Origin of the sequence: Amorphoplanes digitatis (assembly GCF_014205335.1) — a bacterium.
Classification (GTDB): Bacteria; Actinomycetota; Actinomycetes; order Mycobacteriales; family Micromonosporaceae; genus Actinoplanes; species Actinoplanes digitatus.
The window spans coordinates 5,090,930-5,108,109 of sequence record NZ_JACHNH010000001.1; the positions used below are offsets into that span (position 1 = coordinate 5,090,930).

The 17,180-nt window shown below is 73.4% G+C and carries 12 protein-coding genes; 6 read left to right on the forward strand and 6 right to left on the reverse strand.

The window, feature by feature from the left end:
• Window positions 1-22: 22 nt before the first annotated feature.
• Together BJ971_RS22245 and BJ971_RS22250 are read left to right on the forward strand one after the other, a co-directional pair.
• Window positions 23-1,627: an FAD-dependent oxidoreductase gene (locus BJ971_RS22245; RefSeq protein WP_184995165.1), complete on the forward strand. Its 1,605-nt coding sequence runs from the start codon at window positions 23-25 to the stop codon at window positions 1,625-1,627.
• Window positions 1,624-1,989 carry a 4Fe-4S dicluster domain-containing protein gene (locus BJ971_RS22250; protein ID WP_184995166.1) on the forward strand — a complete coding sequence of 122 codons (366 nt, stop codon included), beginning with the start codon at window positions 1,624-1,626 and terminating at the stop codon, window positions 1,987-1,989. The genes BJ971_RS22245 and BJ971_RS22250 overlap by 4 nt, the downstream gene beginning before the upstream one ends.
• Window positions 1,990-1,994: 5 nt before the next feature.
• On the opposite strand, the gene BJ971_RS22255 is transcribed toward BJ971_RS22250, so the two are convergent.
• Window positions 1,995-2,633 (reverse strand): AMIN-like domain-containing (lipo)protein, encoded by a 639-nt coding sequence (locus tag BJ971_RS22255; RefSeq protein ID WP_203709257.1) that lies wholly within the window; start codon window positions 2,631-2,633, stop codon window positions 1,995-1,997.
• Between the two features lie 215 nt (window positions 2,634-2,848).
• Here BJ971_RS22255 and BJ971_RS22260 point away from each other — a divergent pair, with 215 nt between their 5' ends.
• A complete protein-coding gene (locus BJ971_RS22260) occupies window positions 2,849-6,664 on the forward strand; it encodes a CDC27 family protein (RefSeq protein ID WP_184995167.1) in 3,816 nt (1,271 codons plus the stop codon).
• A 22-nt stretch (window positions 6,665-6,686) separates the two neighbouring features.
• On the opposite strand, the gene BJ971_RS22265 is transcribed toward BJ971_RS22260, so the two are convergent.
• From BJ971_RS22265 to zwf, 4 genes are all read right to left on the reverse strand, one after another.
• Window positions 6,687-7,847 (reverse strand): RNA polymerase sigma factor, encoded by a 1,161-nt coding sequence (locus BJ971_RS22265; RefSeq protein WP_203709265.1) that lies wholly within the window; start codon window positions 7,845-7,847, stop codon window positions 6,687-6,689.
• Between the two features lie 20 nt (window positions 7,848-7,867).
• Complete coding sequence (locus tag BJ971_RS22270; RefSeq protein WP_184995169.1) at window positions 7,868-8,287, reverse strand: YciI family protein; 420 nt, start codon at window positions 8,285-8,287, stop codon at window positions 7,868-7,870.
• Window positions 8,288-8,625: 338 nt separating this feature from the next.
• Window positions 8,626-10,236 (reverse strand): M28 family peptidase, encoded by a 1,611-nt coding sequence (locus BJ971_RS42670; protein WP_184995170.1) that lies wholly within the window; start codon window positions 10,234-10,236, stop codon window positions 8,626-8,628.
• Window positions 10,237-10,412: 176 nt separating this feature from the next.
• The gene (gene zwf, locus BJ971_RS22280; RefSeq protein WP_184995171.1) at window positions 10,413-11,810 is read right to left on the reverse strand and encodes a glucose-6-phosphate dehydrogenase; all 1,398 of its coding nucleotides are present in this window, start codon (window positions 11,808-11,810) and stop codon (window positions 10,413-10,415) included.
• A 215-nt stretch (window positions 11,811-12,025) separates the two neighbouring features.
• On the opposite strand from zwf, the gene BJ971_RS22285 reads away from it, so the two are divergent.
• From BJ971_RS22285 to BJ971_RS22295, 3 genes are read left to right on the forward strand one after another with little or no spacing between them, the layout of a single operon-like run.
• Entirely contained in the window at window positions 12,026-13,450 is a 1,425-nt protein-coding gene (locus BJ971_RS22285; protein WP_239087415.1) for a cytochrome ubiquinol oxidase subunit I, read from the forward strand.
• Window positions 13,447-14,442, forward strand: a complete 996-nt coding sequence (locus tag BJ971_RS22290) for a cytochrome d ubiquinol oxidase subunit II (RefSeq protein ID WP_184995172.1) — start codon at window positions 13,447-13,449, stop codon at window positions 14,440-14,442. Before BJ971_RS22285 ends, BJ971_RS22290 begins: the two co-directional genes overlap by 4 nt.
• Complete coding sequence (locus tag BJ971_RS22295; RefSeq protein WP_184995173.1) at window positions 14,442-15,737, forward strand: chloride channel protein; 1,296 nt, start codon at window positions 14,442-14,444, stop codon at window positions 15,735-15,737. Before BJ971_RS22290 ends, BJ971_RS22295 begins: the two co-directional genes overlap by 1 nt.
• Here BJ971_RS22295 and BJ971_RS22300 read toward each other — a convergent pair.
• Window positions 15,721-17,157, reverse strand: coding sequence for an RICIN domain-containing protein (locus BJ971_RS22300; RefSeq protein ID WP_184995174.1), 1,437 nt, complete (start codon window positions 17,155-17,157; stop codon window positions 15,721-15,723). The two genes, BJ971_RS22295 and BJ971_RS22300, sit on opposite strands and share 17 nt — an antisense overlap.
• Window positions 17,158-17,180: the final 23 nt, after the last annotated feature.

Below are 17,180 nucleotides of genomic sequence, written 5' to 3' on the forward strand. Positions count from 1 at the left end.
TTTGGAGAATAAACCTGGTGGCATGACCACGACCGCACTGGATCTCACCGCCGACGTCGTCATCGTCGGCGGTGGGCCCGCCGGCACCTGGGCCGCGCTGACCGCCGCCACCGCCGGCGCCGACGTCCTGCTGCTCGACAAGGGATACTGCGGCACCTCCGGCCCGACCGCCTCCGGCGGCACCGGCGTCTGGTATGTCCAGCCGGAGCCGGCGGCCCGCGAGAAGGCGATGGCCAGCCGGGAGGCGCTCGGCGGTTACCTGCAGGACCGGCGCTGGATGGCCCGGGTGCTCGACCAGACCTACGAGAACATGGACCGGCTCGGCGCCGAGGCGCGCTACCCGTTCCCCGTCGTCGACGGCCGGGCGTTCAAGGGCGGGTTGCAGGGCCCGGAGTACATGCGGCGGATGCGCTCCTGGATCCGGCGTGCCGGGGTGCGGATCCTCGACCACAGCCCCGTCACCGAGCTGCTCGTCGACGCCGCGGGCACGGTCGCGGGGGTGCACGGCCACCGCCGCCAGCACCACACCGGCTACCGGGTGCGTGCCGGCGCCGTCGTCCTGGCCACCGGCGGCTGTGCGTTCCTGTCCAAGGCGCTGGGCTGCGACGTCGCCACCGGCGACGGCGCGCTGTACGCCGCCGAGGCGGGCGCGGCGATGTCCGGGATGGAGTTCTCCAACGCGTACGGGATCGCGCCGACCTTCACCTCGGTGACAAAGACGGCCTACTACGGCTTCGCCACGTTCTTCCAGCAGGACGGCACGCCGCTGGCCGGCGCGGGCAGCCAGGGCGGCCGCTCCGTCATCGCCGCGGAGCTGCTGCGCGCCGGCACCGTGCTGTGCCAGATCGACCAGGCGACCCCGGAGCAGCAGGCACAGATGCGCTCCGGACAGCCCAACTTCTTCCTCACCTTCGACCGGCTCGGCATCAACCCGTTCACCGACAAGTTCCCGGTGACCCTGCTGCTGGAGGGCACGGTGCGCGGCACCGGCGGCATCCAGCTCGTCGACGACGACTGCGCGACGAGCGTCCCCGGCCTGTACGCCGCCGGCGACGCCGCCACCCGGGAGCTGATCTGCGGCGGCTTCACCGGCGGCGGCAGCCACAACTCGGCGTGGGCGATGTCCTCCGGCACCTGGGCCGGCGGCGGCGCGGCCCGCTTCGCGACGGCGCTGGGCGCCTCGGCACTCCGGCGGCGGCTCACCGGCGCCGGAGGGGTCGCCCTGCGGCCCACCGGCGGCGCGAGCTACGGCGGGGACCCGGGCGCCGAGGCGAAGGACGTGCTGCGACGTCAGGTGCACCCGTACGACAAGAACTACCTGCGGCACGGCGACCGGCTGCGGCCGGCGCTGGACGAGCTGGACGAGGTGTGGGCCCGGCTGCGCGCCGGCGCCACCGCCGAACCCGCCGCGACGCCCCGGCTGCGGCAGGCCGCCGCGATGGTGGCGCACGCCCGGTGGATGTACACCGCCGCCCTGGCCCGCACCGAGAGCCGCGGGATGGCCCGGCGGCAGGACTTCCCCGGCCTCGACCCCGCGCAGCGCCGGCGGCTCACCGTCGGCGGCCTCGACGAGATCTGGGTACGCCCCGAGTCCGCGGCGCGCCCGGAGCTGGCGGTGGCGTCGTGATCGAGGTCGTCTCGGCGAGCAGGTGCGTGACCTGCGACGTGTGCATCGCGGTGTGCCCGACCGACGTCTTCGACGCCGGCACCGACGGCATACCGGTCATCGCCCGGCAGGGCGACTGCCAGACCTGCTTCATGTGCGAGGCGCACTGCCCGGCCGACGCGCTGTTCGTCGCACCGCTCACCCACCCGGCACCGCCCGGCTCGCCGTTTCGCGACGAGGAGCACGTCACCCGGACCGGCCTGCTCGGCAGCTACCGCCGCGAGCTCGGCTGGGGCCGCGGGCGCAAGCCCGGCGCCCGCAACGCGGTCGGCCCCGAGCTGGGCCGCGCCCGGATCACCCCGGCGGCCGCCGAGAGCTCCTGACGCCACTACCAGCGGTGCGCGACGTCCACCACGATCCGGCTGTGCGTGCCGGGCCCGGCCAGCAGCGTGACCCGGAACGGCAGCCGGGCCCGCACGCCGACGGCGAAGGTCGTGTAGCCCTCGAAGGAGCCGCCGTACACCACGTCGCGCAGCGTGTCGTAGCGCAGCACGTTGGCCACCCGGTCGCCGTCGCGGGCGTCGATCGTCGAGCCGTTGTTCGCGTCGTAGGCCGGCGCCAGCAGCGTCACCCAGAGATGCTCCGGGCCCGCCGTGTACGGAGCGAGGTCGACGCCCTCGCCGTCGGTGGGCACTTGGGCGGCGTAGCGCACCTGATATCCCTGCGCGGTGCCGTTGAACTCGAACACCACCCGGTCCCAGCACTCGTGCCGGCCCGTCTCCACAGTGAGCAGCCGGGCCGTGCTGAGCGAGCCGGCCTTCTTCTCGGCGCTGCCCCAGGTGATGCCGCATGAGGGCGCGGCGGTCGTCGCCGCGGCCAGCGCGGGAACGGCCTGCTCGGCCACCGGCGCGGCGCCCTGCCCGGAGGTCGCCGACGGTGCCCGGCCGCCGGCCGCCTCGCCGCCGCAGGCGGCGAGCGCGAGGCAGAGGGGCGCGACCATGAGTGTCCTGCGAACCGACATTCGCATGTCGCACCTCCAGGGTTACGGATATCAGGAAGCCGGTCACCGTAGACGCTAGGCCCGCCTCACAAGACCTGTGCACCCCGCGCGAATTCGGCGATCTCGGCACGGATAAGCAGAGCGGAACTCGCGTATATCGGTCCGGCGAAACCGGCGGCACCAAGCGTGCAGGAGCCCGCGACACTGTGCAAGAGTGCGGGCTCGCGCAGTCGGGAGTTGGTGTGGGTCGATCGGGAAAACGGTGGTGGTCACACTCGCCGGCGGCGATCTTCGTCGCCACGGCACTCGCCTTGGTCGGCAACCTCGCCACCGAGACGATCGAGTTCGACGCGCCCTGGTGGGGCGGCCTGATGTGGAGCCTGGTCGCGGTGCTGTTCGTCGCCGCCGCGGTCGTCGAGGCCGCCCGGCGCGGCGGCGACGCGGTGACCGATCAGGACATCGAGGGCGCGGTACGCGACCTGGAGCAGGAGCTGCTCGTCGCGTACGCGGATCAGACGTTGCGGCACGGCGCGAGCCCGACGCAGATCGACGTGCGGTTCCGGCCGACCAGGGAACCCCTCGCCGACGACGAGGCGGGAAGCTCCGGCGAGGACCGCGGCTGGGACCGGTTCCTGCTGGGCGGCGACGTCAGCCAGATCGTGGAGGCCTTCCTGTCGCTGGCCCGGCGGCAGCTGATCGTGCTCGGCGAGCCCGGCGCGGGCAAGAGCGTCCTGGCGCTGCTGCTCTCCTGGCGGCTGCTGGAGAAGCGGACCTCGGGCGAGCCGGTTCCGGTGTTCCTGCCGATCTCCTCCTGGGACCCGACCGCGCAGACGGTCGACGAGTTCGTGGCGTCCCGGCTGCGGCTGGAGCACCCGAAGGTGTTCCGCGGGCGCGGCGCCGACCTGGCGCGCATGCTGATGACGCCGCTGCGGGTCGACCGGGCCCGGCCGCCGGTACAGCACGTGCTGCCGGTGCTGGACGGCCTGGACGAGCTGCGGGCCGAGCACATCCCGGCGGCGATCAGGAAGCTGCACGAGTTCATGGCGGCCGGGCGCCCGCTGGTCGTGACGTGCCGCAGCCGCGAGTACGCGCTGATCATGCGGGAGGAGCGCGGGGCGCTGGAGCAGGCGGCCGTGGTGGAGATCCTGCCGGTGGCGCTGGAGCAGGTGATCGCTTTCCTCGGCCGGCCGAGGGCGGACCGGGCCCGGTGGGAGCCGGTGTTCGCCCATCTCGAGCGGGAGCCGGGCGGCGTGCTCGCCGCGACGCTGACCACGCCGCTCACGGTGACGATGACCCGCACCGCGTACCGCGAGAGCGGCGGCGACCCGGCCGAGCTGACCCGGCTCAGGACCAGGACGGAGATCCGCGACCGGCTGATCGACAGGTACGTGGGCATCGCCTACGACCCGGATCCGATGCTCGTCGCCCGCCGGACGGGGCGCCGCTACCGGCCGGACCGGGCGGCGCGGTGGCTCGGCACGCTCGCCTTTCACTCGTACGGGCAGGGCACGCTCGACCTGACCTGGCGCTCGCTGCCGCTCGCGCTGATGAACCCGCGGGCCGACCTCACCGCGTGGGTGTTGTCGTGCGGTGGGGTGGCGGCCGTCGCCGCGCTCGGCTACGCGGCGGGGTCGGCGCGCGGTGCGATCGCCGCGACCATCGTGGCGGCGGCCGTCGCGCTGTACTGGGCGCCGTTGCACGGCGACGAACACCTGGTCGGGCGGTACTTCGCGCTGCCGGCGCTGGCGTCGGTCACCGGGTTCGCCACCGGCATCGCGGTCGGGGCACCCTGGACCGGCGGCCTCGCCGGCGCCTGCGCGGGCCTGGCCTATGCGGGCGCCACCGCGTGGCGACCGCTGCGCCCGGCCGCCCTGCGGGCCTGGCTGTGGTCGCTGCTGGGCGTGGGAGGCTTCGCGGCGGCCGCGGCGTGGCGGGCTCCGGACCGCGTCGGTGCCTGGTCGGCGACGGCCGCGGTGATCATCGGCGGCGCCGCGCTGCTCAGCCTGCGCGGGTGGCCCCTGGCCCGGGACCGGGCCTGCCACCTGCTGCTTGTCGCGCGTGGCTGGCTTCCGCTGCGGACGACACGGTTCGCGCGGGACGCCTACGAACGCGGGGTCATGCGCCGCAGCGGGTCGGTCTGGCAGTTCCGGCACGCCCTGATCAACGAACGGCTGGCCCGGCCCGCCCAGCGGCGGTCGCTCGTCCAGCTCGCGGCGACGGGCCACTACGCCGCGCAACGCGAGCTGGCCGACTCGGCGTCGGAGGTCGGCGACGTCGAAGCGGTGCTGGCCCTGCTGCGCCGCCGGGTGGCCCGGCGCGACCGTGGCGCGACGGTGGTGCTCGCCGACCTGCTGTACGGCCGCGGCGAGACGGACGCCGGGTTGTCCGTGCTCCGCCAGGGTGTCCGGCGCGGCCACGAGGACGCGAAAGACGCGCTGGCCGACCGGCTCGACGAGCGCGGCGACACCGAGGAGCTCCGCGCGCTTGCCGACCGGGGTGCCGTGCAGGCCGTGAGGCATCTCCGGACACGGCTGCTCAAGCGCGGCGACACCGATGGCGCGGCCGCGCTGGTGCGTACCGCCGTGCGCAACGCCCCACGACGCGATGCCCTGCGGATCGCCGCGATTCCCGGCGAGGACGTGGATCCGGACACGATGGACCTGGCCCGGCACCGGGCCGGGTGGTTCTGGGCCTGGCGATATCGGCAGCAGCACCCACCCATGCCGACCTTCGACCGGCCGACGGATGGTGACGACGAGGAGCTGCTCGAGATCTATCGGATGGCGCGCGAGCAGGACGTCGCCGGCCTGACCCGGCTGGCGGACCAGGGAAGCTGGCGCGCGGCGGAGCGGCTCGCCGACCTGCTTGCCGACCTCGACGACGCCGAGGCGCTGGCCGCCCGCGCCGCCGAGGGAGACGACTTCGCGGCGAGCGCCCTCGTCCTCGTCCTCGAGAAGCGCAAGGACATCGCGTGGCTGCTTCGGCTCGTCAAGGCCGAGACCAGCCATCGGGCCATCTTCGCGCTGGAGCGGCTGTACGTGGAGGGCGGCAGGCCGGACGAGGCGATCGCGGTGCTCCGCCTGATCGCGGCGCGCAGCCCCGACGCCGCGAACGGACTGGCGAGGCTGCTGACCCTCCGCGGAAACCTCGATGAGGCGGTGGCGGTGCTCCGCAAGCACGCACGCCGCAATGACAGTTCCGCACAGCGACTGGCCGAGCTGCTCCTGCGGCGCGGCGATCGGGCTCGCGCGATCACGGTGCTGAGGCGGCGCGCCGGCCGCAGCAGCTGGTGCGCGATCACGCTCGCGGAGCTGCACACCGAGCACGATGAGATCCGCGAAGCGATCGAGGTGCTCGGGGACTGTGCCGCGCGCGAGCCGCAGAACGAGGTGTACTCCGGCACGCGGACGGCCGGCACATACCTCTTCGAATTCCTTCGCCGCCGCACAGACGTGGCGCGCCTGCGCAGCTGGGCCGTCCGGGACGAACGGGCGGTTCCCCACCTGCTCGGGCTGCTCACCGATCTCGGCGACATCGACGGGGCGATCGCCTTCCTGCGGCCGCGCGCCGACCTGCGCCAGGGCTCGGAGAACCGGCGCCGGCTCGCCGCGCTGCTGCGCGAGCGGGGCGACGTCGACGAGCTGCGCCGGCGCGCCCAGCGCGGCGACACGTTCGCCGGCCTCCGGTTCGCCGAGCTGGCACACGAGCAGCGACAACCGGACGAGGCGGTCGCCATGCTCAGCGGCTACGTCGAGCGGTCGGCGACCTGGGGACAGAACGATCCGGCACGGCAGTCGCTGGTCAGCGTGCTCCGGCGCCAGGGCCACGTCGACCTGCTGCTACGGATGGCCGCGGGCGCCGACGGCGTTGTCGCGGCGGCGGCAACGGAGTTGAGCGAGGGCCGGCGCGACGCCGCGATCGATCTCCTGTGGCGGCATCTCAGGAAGAACGACCCACCTCACTGGTACCCGTTCGGCCAACGACAGGGCGACCAGGCGGAGGTCGACGAGGACCCCCGAGACCTGCTCGACGACTCCACGGACGACCTGATCGCCTGACACCGCGACACGGGCGAGGACGCTAGCGCCTGTTCGCGTGGGCGGCGCGGCGGATGAGGTGTTCGTGCTCGGCGACGTCGGTGGCCAGGCGGGCGGCGTCCGCGTACGCCGCGGCGGCCGCCGGGAGGTCGCCGCCGAGCTCGTGCAGGTGGCCGCGGACGGCGTGCCACCGGTGCCGCCCGCCCAGGACCTCGCGCAGCCGGTCGGTCTCGCGCAGCCCGGCGGCGGCGCCGAGGACGTGGCCGACCGCGACCGCGCGCCCCAGCACAGCGGCCGGGTTCTGCCGCACCGGGTCGTCGTCGAGGGCGACGAGGTCGTCGTACCAGGAGAGGATCTGCGGCCAGTCGGTCTCCGCGGCGCTCGGCGCGTCGTCGTGCAGGGCGGCGATCGCCGCCTCGACCTGGTAGCGGCCGGGCCGCTGAAGGGCCAGCGCCGACTGGAGCACCCGCACGCCCTCGGCGATCTCGCGGGTGTCCCACAGGCCGCGGTCCTGCAGGTCGAGGGTGACGATGCGGCCCTGCGCGTCCAGCCGCGCCGGGAGGCGGGCGTGGTTGAGCAGCATCAGCGCGAGCAGCCCGCGCGCCTCCGGCTCCTCGGTGGCCAGCGTCAGCCGGCGGGCGAGCCGGATCGCCTCGCCCGCCAGGTCCACCCGGCCCGCGTGGCCGGCCGTGTAGACGAGGTAGAGCACCCGCAGCACGACGGCGAGGTCGCCGGGCTGGTCCAGGCGGCGCCCGTGCAGGGCGCGCTTGGCCCGGCTGATCCGCTGCGCCATCGTCGCCTCCGGCACGTAGAAGGCGTCGGCGATCTCCCGGGTGGTCAGGCCGCCGACGGCGCGCAGGGTCAGCGCCACCTGGGAGGCGGGCGAGAGGTCGGGGTGGCAGCAGCAGAAGAGCAGGAACAGGGTGTCGTCGCCGACCTCGGCGGCGGCGGGCCGCGGCTCGGCGCGGACGGCCTCCTCGCGGCGGTGCCGGGCCGCCTCGCTGCGGCGGGCGTCGACCAGCCGCCGGGTCGCGGTCGTCACCAGCCACGCGCGCAGGTCGCGCGGCGGGTGTTCGGGCCAGGCCCGCAGCGCGTCCAGCAGCGCCTCCTGGAGCGCGTCCTCGGCGGCGTCGAAGTCCTCGCCCCGCCGGACCAGGCTCGCGAGGACCCCGGGGACGAGGGCGCGCAGCGCGCCCTCGTCCAGCCGATGCGCCGGCTCGTCGGTCACGCCGGGTCGGTCGCCGCGACCGCCCCGGACATGACCTCCTGGACGGCGATCCACTCGTACAGCGGCTTCCCGCCCGGGCCGGGCTCGGAGGAGACGTAGGCCGCCAGCTCGAGCGCGCGCTCGTACGACTCGACGTCGATCATGTACCAGCCCGCCACGAGATCGCTGGTCTCGGGCAGGGGGCCGTCGGTGGTGACCGGCGCGCTGCCCGGGCCGTCGTAGCGCACCCAGGTGCGCGCCGGCGTGAGCGCCTGCGCGTCGACGTACTCGCCGTTCTTCTCGAGCAGCTCGGCGACGTGCCGGAGGAAGGCCATGTGCGCCTCCACGTCCTCGGGCTCCCACTGGTCCATCGGGGGCACGGGGCGGTGCGGCTCCGGCGCGCCGCGGTAGTGCTTGAGAAGCAGATATTTCGGCATGGTGATCTCCTGGTGTCATCGGCCGCGCCCGCGGCGGCCCTCACCTGGAGAGCGGAGCCGGCCGGCGCCTCTCGACATGAAATCACCCGTCCGGCTCAGAAACTTGTCGCGGCGCTCAGCAGGCCCTCGGACTCGGCCCAGGCCCGCTCCCCCACCAGGTACGGCGGCACGACCCCGTCCGCCGCGTCGAGGACCTCGCCGCCGGTGCGGGCGAGCGCCGGGGCCTGCCCTCGGCGGAGTCGGTGGCGAACCTGACCCTGCCGGAGCTGCTGAGCTGACCCGGTGGTGCCGGGGTCGCCGCGCGGGCGGCCCCGGCACCGTGTCCGGGCCGGGCGTGGTCACCCGATCCAGTCACCCTGAGCGGTCTGCGCGGGCGCCGGGGCGGCCGCCGCCGCCGCCAGCGCCGCCGCCACCGGGGCGCGCGGCGGGATCGACGAGGTGTCGTGCGCGAACGTGGCTACCGCGGTGGCGACGGCGTCGGCGTTCTTGTCGATGGCGAACGTGTTGACGTTGCCGAACAGGTGGTACACACGCCGGAGCTGGGCGTAGACCGCGGCGTCGGCGCCGTTGCGCTCGGGGGTCAGGCTGTCGCAGGGGTCGTGGTAGCACGGGTCGTACGGCTGGCCCGCGATGCCGCCCCAGAGCGCGACGTCCGCCGCGGTCTTGTCGACCTCCGCGCCGGTGAACAGGCCGCCGGCCGGGATGCCGGTGGCGATGAACGGCCCGTAGTCGGAGCGGCCGGTGAAGTCGGAGGCCGCGGTGGCCTGGTGCTGGGAGGCGAAGTAGGCCTCGAAGACCGCCTCGATCTGCGCCGAGCCGGCCGGGCCGGGACCCGCGCCCTCGCCCGCCGAGTTGTCGCCGTCGTACACGCCGAACTGGTAGTTGGGCGAGCCGATCATGTCGAAGTTCAGGTACAGGGCGATCTTCGCGTGCTCCTCGGCGCTGAGGCCGTTCACGTAGAACGTCGACCCGACGAGGTTGGCTTCCTCGGCGCCCCACCACGCGAAGCGCACCTTGTTCTTGGTCTTGAAGTTGCGCATCTGGAGCGCGACCTCGAGGATGCCGGCGCTGCCGGAGCCGTTGTCGTTGATGCCCGCCCCGCCCGGCACGGAGTCCAGGTGCGCGCCGACCATGACGACCTCGTCGGGGTTGCCGTAGCGCGACTCGGCGATGACGTTCTCGGTGTTGCGCACCTCGGCGATGGTCTCGGCCGAGACGGTCACGTTCAGCCCCGGCGTGCCGGCGAACGCGACGCCCTGCGGGTACGAGATCGAGATGGCGGGGATGCCGACCGGGGTGCCCAGCGTGCCGAGGAAGAGATCCTGGCGGTCGGCGCCGGTCGTGTTGCCCTGGTTCATGACGATGGCACCGATGGCACCGGCGGCCTCGGCGTTCGCCACCTTCTGGCCGAACGGGCAGGTGCCGCGCTGCAGCAGCGCGATGTTGCCCGCCACGCCGGCGAAGTCGGCCGCCTCACAGCCGGAGGTGCTGGCGTTCGGCGTGGTCAGCTGGAGGTCGACGGGCACCACCGCGCCGGTCGCCGTTCCGCCGCCCGAGCAGGTCATGACGTCGTAGTCCTGCTGGTCCACATAGGTGATCGGCGCGGGCGCGTTCTGGGCGAAGGACGAGGCGGTGTCCTCGCAGAAGTTGAACTGGAACGGCTGGCGGGTGACGCGGTATCCCGCCAGGCGCATCAGGGTGGCCACGTAGTCCGCGCTCGCGTCGAATCCCGGCAGCCCGGAACCCCGGTTGCCGCCGTTGTGCGACGCGATCACCTGCAACGCCGTCAGGTGGCGCAGCACGCCGCCCAGGGTGACGGCCTTGGTGAGCTGCCTGACCCCGTTGCCACTGGACGTCGCCTGCGCCGGTCCGGCGACGACGAACGCCCCCAGCAGGACCGCCGCGGCGGCGATGCCGCCCAGGCGGCGGCGTAACGAGCGAGACACCACGATGTGTTCTCCCCTCCGGTAACGATGGACTCCGACATCCAGCAACCTAGATTCGTCACCCAAAGTACGTAAGGGGTCACACGGTTTTCAGTACGGTCCGATTCGGACTTGCGCGACGGCCGACCGTCTGGTCTGCCGCAACTCGCCTCGTACGGGCTCAGTTCTGTCCAAATGCCTCAGACGGTCGTCCACGGGCCGCGCCAGCCGCCCACGTCGGCCGTCAGCGCCGCCGCGGCGGCCGGACCCCACGAGCCCGGCGCGTAGGGGTGCACCGGTGGCGGCGAGTCCAGCAACGGCTGGAGGATCCGCCAGGTCTCCTCGACGCCGTCCTGCCGGGTGAAACGCGTGCCGTCGCCGGCCATCGCGGCCCGCAGCAGCACCTCGTACGGCTCGGGCGCGTCACCGCCCTGCTGCGCGAAGTCCATGTCCAGGGTGATCGGCTCGGGACGACGCGAGCCGGTCCGGTGCGCCTGGAGGCCCATCCGGATGCCGGTCGACGGGTCCAGCTTGATCACGAGGTCGTTGCGGTCGGGGGACCACTCGCCGCGCGGGCGCAGCCCGAGCCGCGGCGGGCGCTTGAACACGAGGCGGAACTCGGTCTGCGTGACCGGCAGGAGCTTGCCGGTACGGATGAAGAACGGGACGCCCGACCAGCGCCAGTTGTCGACCTCCAGGCGCAGCGCCGCGTAGGTCTCGGTGGTCGAGTCGGCCGCCACGCCGGGCACGTCGCGATAGCCGTCGTGCTGGCCGCGGACGTACTGGGCGGGGTCGGCGTCGACCACGGCGCGCCAGAACGCGACCTGGGTGTCCTTGATCAGGCTGATGTCGGGCCCGGCCGGCGGCTCCATGGCGCCGGCGGAGAGCACCTGCATGAGGTGGTTGACGACGACGTCGCGCAGCGCGCCGACCGGGTCGTAGAAGTGCCCGCGGTCGGCGATGCCGAAGCTCTCGGCCATGGTGATCTGCACGGACTCGACGTAGTTGCGGTTCCACACCGGCTCGAGCATCGTGTTCGCGAACCGGAGGTACAGCAGCTCGTCCAGGCCCATCTTGCCGAGGAAGTGGTCGATGCGGAAAAGCTGCGACTCGTCGACGTGCTGGTGTATCTCCGCCGCGAGCGCCCGCGCGGAGTCCAGGTCGTGGCCGAACGGCTTCTCGACCACGACCCGGCCGTCGCGGATCAGGCCGGCGTCGCCGAGGCCCTGCGCGACGCGGCCGAACAGGAACGGCGGGATCTCCAGGTAGAAGACCGGCGTCCGGGCGCCGCCGATCGCGTCGGCCACCCGCCCGTACGTTGCCGCGGCGGCGAAGTCGCCGGCGACGTATGAGATCCGCGCCAGGAACCGGTCGAACACCTGATCGTCGATCTTCTCCCCGGCCGCCTCGATCGCGGCGCGGGCGTGCGTGGCGAGGTCGTCGCGGGTCCAGTCGTCGACGGCGACCCCGACGATCGGGCAGTCGAGCAGGTCGCGGGCCTCCAGCCGGTAGAGCGACCGGAACGTCATCACCTTGGCCAGGTCTCCGGTGATGCCGAAGATGACCAGGACGTCCGCGGAGCGCGGATCGCGTGCCATGAAGCCGCCTTTCCCATCCGGGCTCATGCAAAATCTCAGTGTCGTCCGGGAACAGCATCGGGCGTGGCGCGTTACCGAACGTCACCCGTGGTGGATGAGTCCTGGCCCGCGCGCCGGCGGCGCGCGTGCGTCTTTCATCCGGCCCGGACGATGACCCGCCCCGGCGCCGAGGCGACATTGTTGTGACGCCATGCCGCGTCGGAGGGGAGGACACCGTGAGCGGCCTGAGGGTGCTGGCCGAGCCTTTCCTGGCGGAGCCCGCGCAGCTGCTCCCGGCGCGCCAGCAGATGGCGTTCACGCTGATGTTCCACATCATCTTCGTGCCGATCGGGGTGGCGCTGCCGGCCCTGATGCTGATCGCCGAGTACAAGGGCCTGCGCCGCGCCGACGCCGTCGCCTCGAAGCTGGCCCGGCGCTGGTCGCACGTCGCGGCCCTCACGTTCGCCGTGGGGGCGGCGTCCGGCACTGTGCTGTCGTTCGAGATGGGCCTGCTGTGGCCCGGCCTGACCGGCCGGTTCGGCGAGGTGTTCGGCATACCGTTCGCGATGGAGGGCGTCGCGTTCTTCCTGGAAGCGATCCTGATGGCGGTGTACGTCTACGGGTGGCGGCGGCTGAGACCCCGCACGCACTTCCTGCTCGGGCTGCCGATACCGTTCGTCGCGCTGGCGGGCACGTTCTCCATCATCTCGGCGAACGCCTGGATGAACACGCCGTCCGGCTTCACCGTCGCCGCGGACGGCGGCATCACCGACATCGACCCGGGCGCGGCCATCTTCACTTCCGCGCTGCCGTACGAGCTGTCGCACTTCGTGCCGGCGGCGTACATGGCCGCCGGTTTCACCGTCGCGTCCGTCTATGTCGTCGGCTGGCTGCGGGGCCACCGCGACCGGTACCACCGGCTGGGCATCCTGATCCCGCTGACGGTCGCGGCGATCGCGACCCCGCTCCAGCTCGTGACCGGCGACCTGGCCGCCGCCGGTGTCCTGGCGGACCAGCCGGCGAAGTTCGCCGCCATGGAGGTGGTGACCGAGCCGGGCGGCCACCAGCCGGAGATCCTGTTCGGCCGCTACGACAGCGCGACAAACACGGTGCACGGCGGCATCAGCATTCCCGGGCTCGACTCGTGGCTGGCCGGCGGCAGCACGGACACCGTCGTACCCGGGCTGTCGCAGTTCCCCCTCGACGAGCGGCCCTCCAACGTCAACGTCGTGCACTGGGCGTTCGACGTGATGGTCGGCATCGGCACGCTGCTGTTCCTGCTGGTGGTGTGGTTCGCGATCGCCTACCTGCGGCGGCGCGACGTGCCACGCTCCCGGCTCTTCCTGTACGCCGCGGCCGGCGCGGGTGTCCTGACCTACGTCGCCCTCGAGGCCGGCTGGATCGTCACCGAGGTCGGCCGCCAGCCGTGGGTGGTCTACGGCCACCTGCGCACCGAGGACGCGGTCACCCGGGCCGACGGGGTCTGGGTGAGCTTCACGGTCATCGTGCTGCTCTACACGGTCGTCGGCGCCGCGACCGTCGCCACGCTGCGCGCCATGTCGCGGCGGTGGCGCCGCGACGACGAGACGCCGGACGACGCCGTGCCGTACGGGCCGCGCCCCGCCGTCCCGCCCGACGCCGGCCGGGCGGCCGCGCGATGAGCACCGCCGAGGCCGTCGCGATCATCATCGTCCTCGCGATGACGCTGTACGCCTGCTCGGGCCTCGCCGACTTCGGTGCCGGGCTGTGGGACCTGGCGGCCGGCGGCCGGGCGGGCGGCCGGCAGCGCCGGGCGCTGATCGACGCCGCGGTCACCCCGGTGTGGGAGGTCAACCACATGTGGCTGATCTTCATGCTGATCCTGTGCTGGACCGCGTTCGGGCCGGCGTTCGCGGCGATCATGACGGCGCTGTTCGCGCCGCTCACGCTGGCCGCCGTGGGGATCGTGCTGCGGGGTGCGAGCTTCGCGGTGCGCAAGGACGCGGCCCGCTCCGGCGGGCGCCACCTGGCCGGATGGCTGTTCGGGATCGGATCGGTACTCACCCCGTTCTGCCTGGGGCTGACGCTGGGCGCCCTGATGACCGGCGGGGTGCCGCCGGCCGCGACGGGGCCGGCCCCGCTGACGGTCACCGCGGTCCTGGTCGGCCTGCTGGCGGTCGTCACCGGCGCGTTCGTCGCCGCCGGCTACCTGGCGGCCGAGGCCGGCCGGCGGGGCCTGCCGGAGCTCGAGGCCTGGTTCCGGGCCAGGGCGCGGGTCGCCGGCGCCGCCGGCCTGCTGACGGGGGTCGCCGCGCTGACGGCCCTCTACTTCGACCAGCGACGGATGTTCGACCTGCTGGTCGGGCGCGGCTGGCCGCTGCTGACGATCGGTGTGCTGGCGCTCGGCGCGACGTTCTGGCTGGCGACGCCGGGCCGGCGGCGGGGCCTGCGCCCGGCCGCGGTGGTCGGCGTTGCCGCGCTGGTGTTGGCCTGGGCGGTGGCGCAGTACCCGTACCTGCTGCCGTTCGGCCTGACCATCGAGCAGGGTGCCGGCGCCCCGGCCACGATGCGCTGGGTGCTTGTGTGGTTCGCCGTCGCGGTGCTGCTGGTCGGGCCCGCCCTGGTCCTGGTGTACACCCTGGACCAGCGCGACCGCCTGGCCGAGGAGGGGTGATGAGCGTCGATCCCGTCGCGGTGCTGCGCAGCCGCCGCTACGTCGTGCTGCTGGTGTTCGCCGCGGCCCTCGGTGTGCCGATCGCCGTCGTCGCGTACGGGTTCCTCAAGCTGCTGGCCCTCGTGCAGGGCTGGGCGTACACGGACCTGCCGCACGGGCTCGGATTCGCCGACACACCGCTCTGGTGGCCGGTAGTGCCGCTGGTGGCGGCGGGCACGATCGTCGGGCTCACCGTCCGGTACCTGCCCGGCCGGGGCGGCGAGTCGCCCGTCGACGGGTTCCATCCGGGCGGGCTGCCCGAGCCGCGCGCCCTGCCCGGGATCGCGATCGCGGCGACGGCCGGCATCGGCCTCGGCGCGGTGGTCGGGCCCGAGGGGCCGCTCGTGGCGCTCGGCGGCGGGCTCGCGTACCTCGCCGCGCACCTGGCCCGGCGCGACCTGCCGGCGCAGGCCGGCGCGGCGGTGGCCGCCACGGGCAGCTTCGCCGCCATCAGCACGCTGCTCGGCTCGCCGCTGTCCGGTGCGTTCCTGCTGATGGAGGCGTCCGGCCTCGGCGGTGCCACGGCGTCGCTGGTGCTGGTGCCGGGGCTGCTCGGCGCCGGCATCGGCGCGCTGATCTTCACCGGGCTTGACGAGCTGACCGGGTTCGGCCAGTTCTCGCTGGCGATACCCGACCTGCCGACGGTGGTGGCGCCGACGGTGAGCGAGTTCGGGTGGGCCATCGTCATCGGCCTGGCCGCTCCCCCGCTCTGCGTGGGTATCCGGTGGCTGGCCCGGGCACTGCGGAAACACTCGGAGCGCCGGCCCGTGCTGCTGACGCCGCTGGCCGGCCTGGTCGTTGCCGCGCTGGCGATCGGGTACGCCGCGAGCACCGGCAAGGACGCCTCCGACGTGTTGTTCTCCGGCCAGGAGGCGCTGCCCGGCCTGATCGAGAACAGCGCCACCTACTCGGCCGCCGCGCTGCTGCTGCTGGTCGCGGCCAAGGCGCTCGCCTACGCCGTGTCGATGAGCAGCCTCCGCGGCGGGCCGATCTTCCCGGCCATGTTCGTCGGCGCCGCCCTCGGGATCCTGTTGTCGCTGCTGCCCGGGCTGGATCTCGTGCCCGGCGCCGCCATGGGCATCGGGGCCATGACGGTGGGAATGCTCCGGCTTCCGCTGACCGCGGTGCTGCTGACCACGATCTTCCTGGGCACCGACGGATTCCCGGTCATGCCGCTGGTGATCGTGGCGGTCGCGATCTCCTACGTCCTGACGGTCCGGCTCGATCCGCCGCCGGCCGTCACGGCGTCCGGCTGAGCCACTGCTGGTTGGCGCCCGTGCCGCAGGCGTACTGGATGAGCCGGACGCCGTCGGCGGTGCCGCCGCTGATCACGTCGAGGCAGCGGCCGCTGTGGCGGGCCATGAACCGCTGATAGCCGCCGCCGGCGTCCTGCACCTGCCACTGCTGGTTGGTGCCCGCGCCGCAGGCGTACTGGAGGACGCGGGCGTTGTCCGCGGTGGACGCACCGGCCACGTCCAGGCACTTGCCGCTGTGCCGGGCCTCCAGGCGCACGTAGCCGTTGCCCAGGTCGACGCGCCGCCACTGCTGGTTGATCCCGGCGCCGCAGGTGTACTGGATGACCTCGGCCCCATCGGTCGTGGCCGCGCCGACCACGTCCACGCACTTGCCGGAGTGGCGCGCCACCACGTTGAGGTAGGAGCCCGGCGGACCGGTCACCGTGCCGGCCGCCGCGTCGACGATCAGCGACGGGTAGTAGTCCAGCGCCAGGGTGGTGGCGCTCGGGAAGCGCAGCGGCAGCCAGACGTAGCGGGAGTCGTTCACCGTCCCGCCGATGGAGTTGCCCCACCGGTCGCCCAGGTACAGGTACGAGGTGGCCGACGTGCCGGCGACCGGCAGCACGTACGCGGTCTGCGACCCGTACGCGGTCGCGTCGCCGGCGTTGCGCCAGGCGCTCCAGGTGCCGGTGATGGAGGTGGCCGACGAGTACTTCTGCTGGTTGGGGCTCCAGCCGGTGGCGCCGGAGGTCAGCATGAAGTACACGCCGTTGCGCTTGAACAGCGCCGGCGCCTCCCGGACGTCGCCGGGCCAGCTGCGCACCAGTGCGGCGACGCCGGTGTAGTCGGCGCTCAGCCGGTAGACGTTCAGGTCGCGGTTCTCGTTGGCGGACGAGACCATGTAGCCGGTGCCGTCGTCGTCGACGAACGCCGTGATGTCGCGCGACATGTGCGTGCCGAGCGGCCGGAAGCTGCCCCGGTAGCTGTACGCGCCGTCCACCGTTGCCGACACCGCGACCGCGGCCCGGGCCTGGCCGTAGTCGGTCGCGGTCTCCTTGTGCATCCACATGACGAACTGGCCGGTGGCGGCGTTGTAGATCACCTTGGGCCGCTCGATGTTGGCCGACGCCAGCTCGGCGGCGGACGCGCTGGTGAGCACGTGGTTGCGGAACTCCCAGGTGCGCAGGTCGGTGGAGCGGTACGCGGAGACGTACCGGAAGGTGTTGTCGGCATTGCGGTTCTCGCCGAACCAGTAGTAATAGCCGCCGACCTTGATCACGCCGCCGCCGTGCGCGTGCACGACGGCGCCCGTGGTGTCGGTGAACTGGGTCGCGTTGGTGATCGTCACGGCGGCCGCGCGGACCGGTACCCCGGTGAGGGCGAGCACCGTCGCGCTCGTCGCGAGCGCGGCGGCAAGGGCCCTGAACAGCGTGGCAATCATAGTTACATGAATCTATGTGACCG

What these genes read in the sequence shown, in the direction of transcription:
- BJ971_RS22245 (WP_184995165.1), top strand. Translation starts at nt 23, where the DNA reads ATGACCACGACCGCACTGGATCTCACCGCCGACGTCGTCATCGTCGGC.
- BJ971_RS22255 (WP_203709257.1), bottom strand. Translation starts at nt 2,633, where the DNA reads ATGCGAATGTCGGTTCGCAGGACACTCATGGTCGCGCCCCTCTGCCTC.
- BJ971_RS22270 (WP_184995169.1), bottom strand. Translation starts at nt 8,287, where the DNA reads ATGCCGAAATATCTGCTTCTCAAGCACTACCGCGGCGCGCCGGAGCCG.
- zwf (WP_184995171.1), bottom strand. Translation starts at nt 11,810, where the DNA reads ATGGCACGCGATCCGCGCTCCGCGGACGTCCTGGTCATCTTCGGCATC.
- BJ971_RS22290 (WP_184995172.1), top strand. Translation starts at nt 13,447, where the DNA reads ATGAGCACCGCCGAGGCCGTCGCGATCATCATCGTCCTCGCGATGACG.
- BJ971_RS22295 (WP_184995173.1), top strand. Translation starts at nt 14,442, where the DNA reads ATGAGCGTCGATCCCGTCGCGGTGCTGCGCAGCCGCCGCTACGTCGTG.
- BJ971_RS22300 (WP_184995174.1), bottom strand. Translation starts at nt 17,157, where the DNA reads ATGATTGCCACGCTGTTCAGGGCCCTTGCCGCCGCGCTCGCGACGAGC.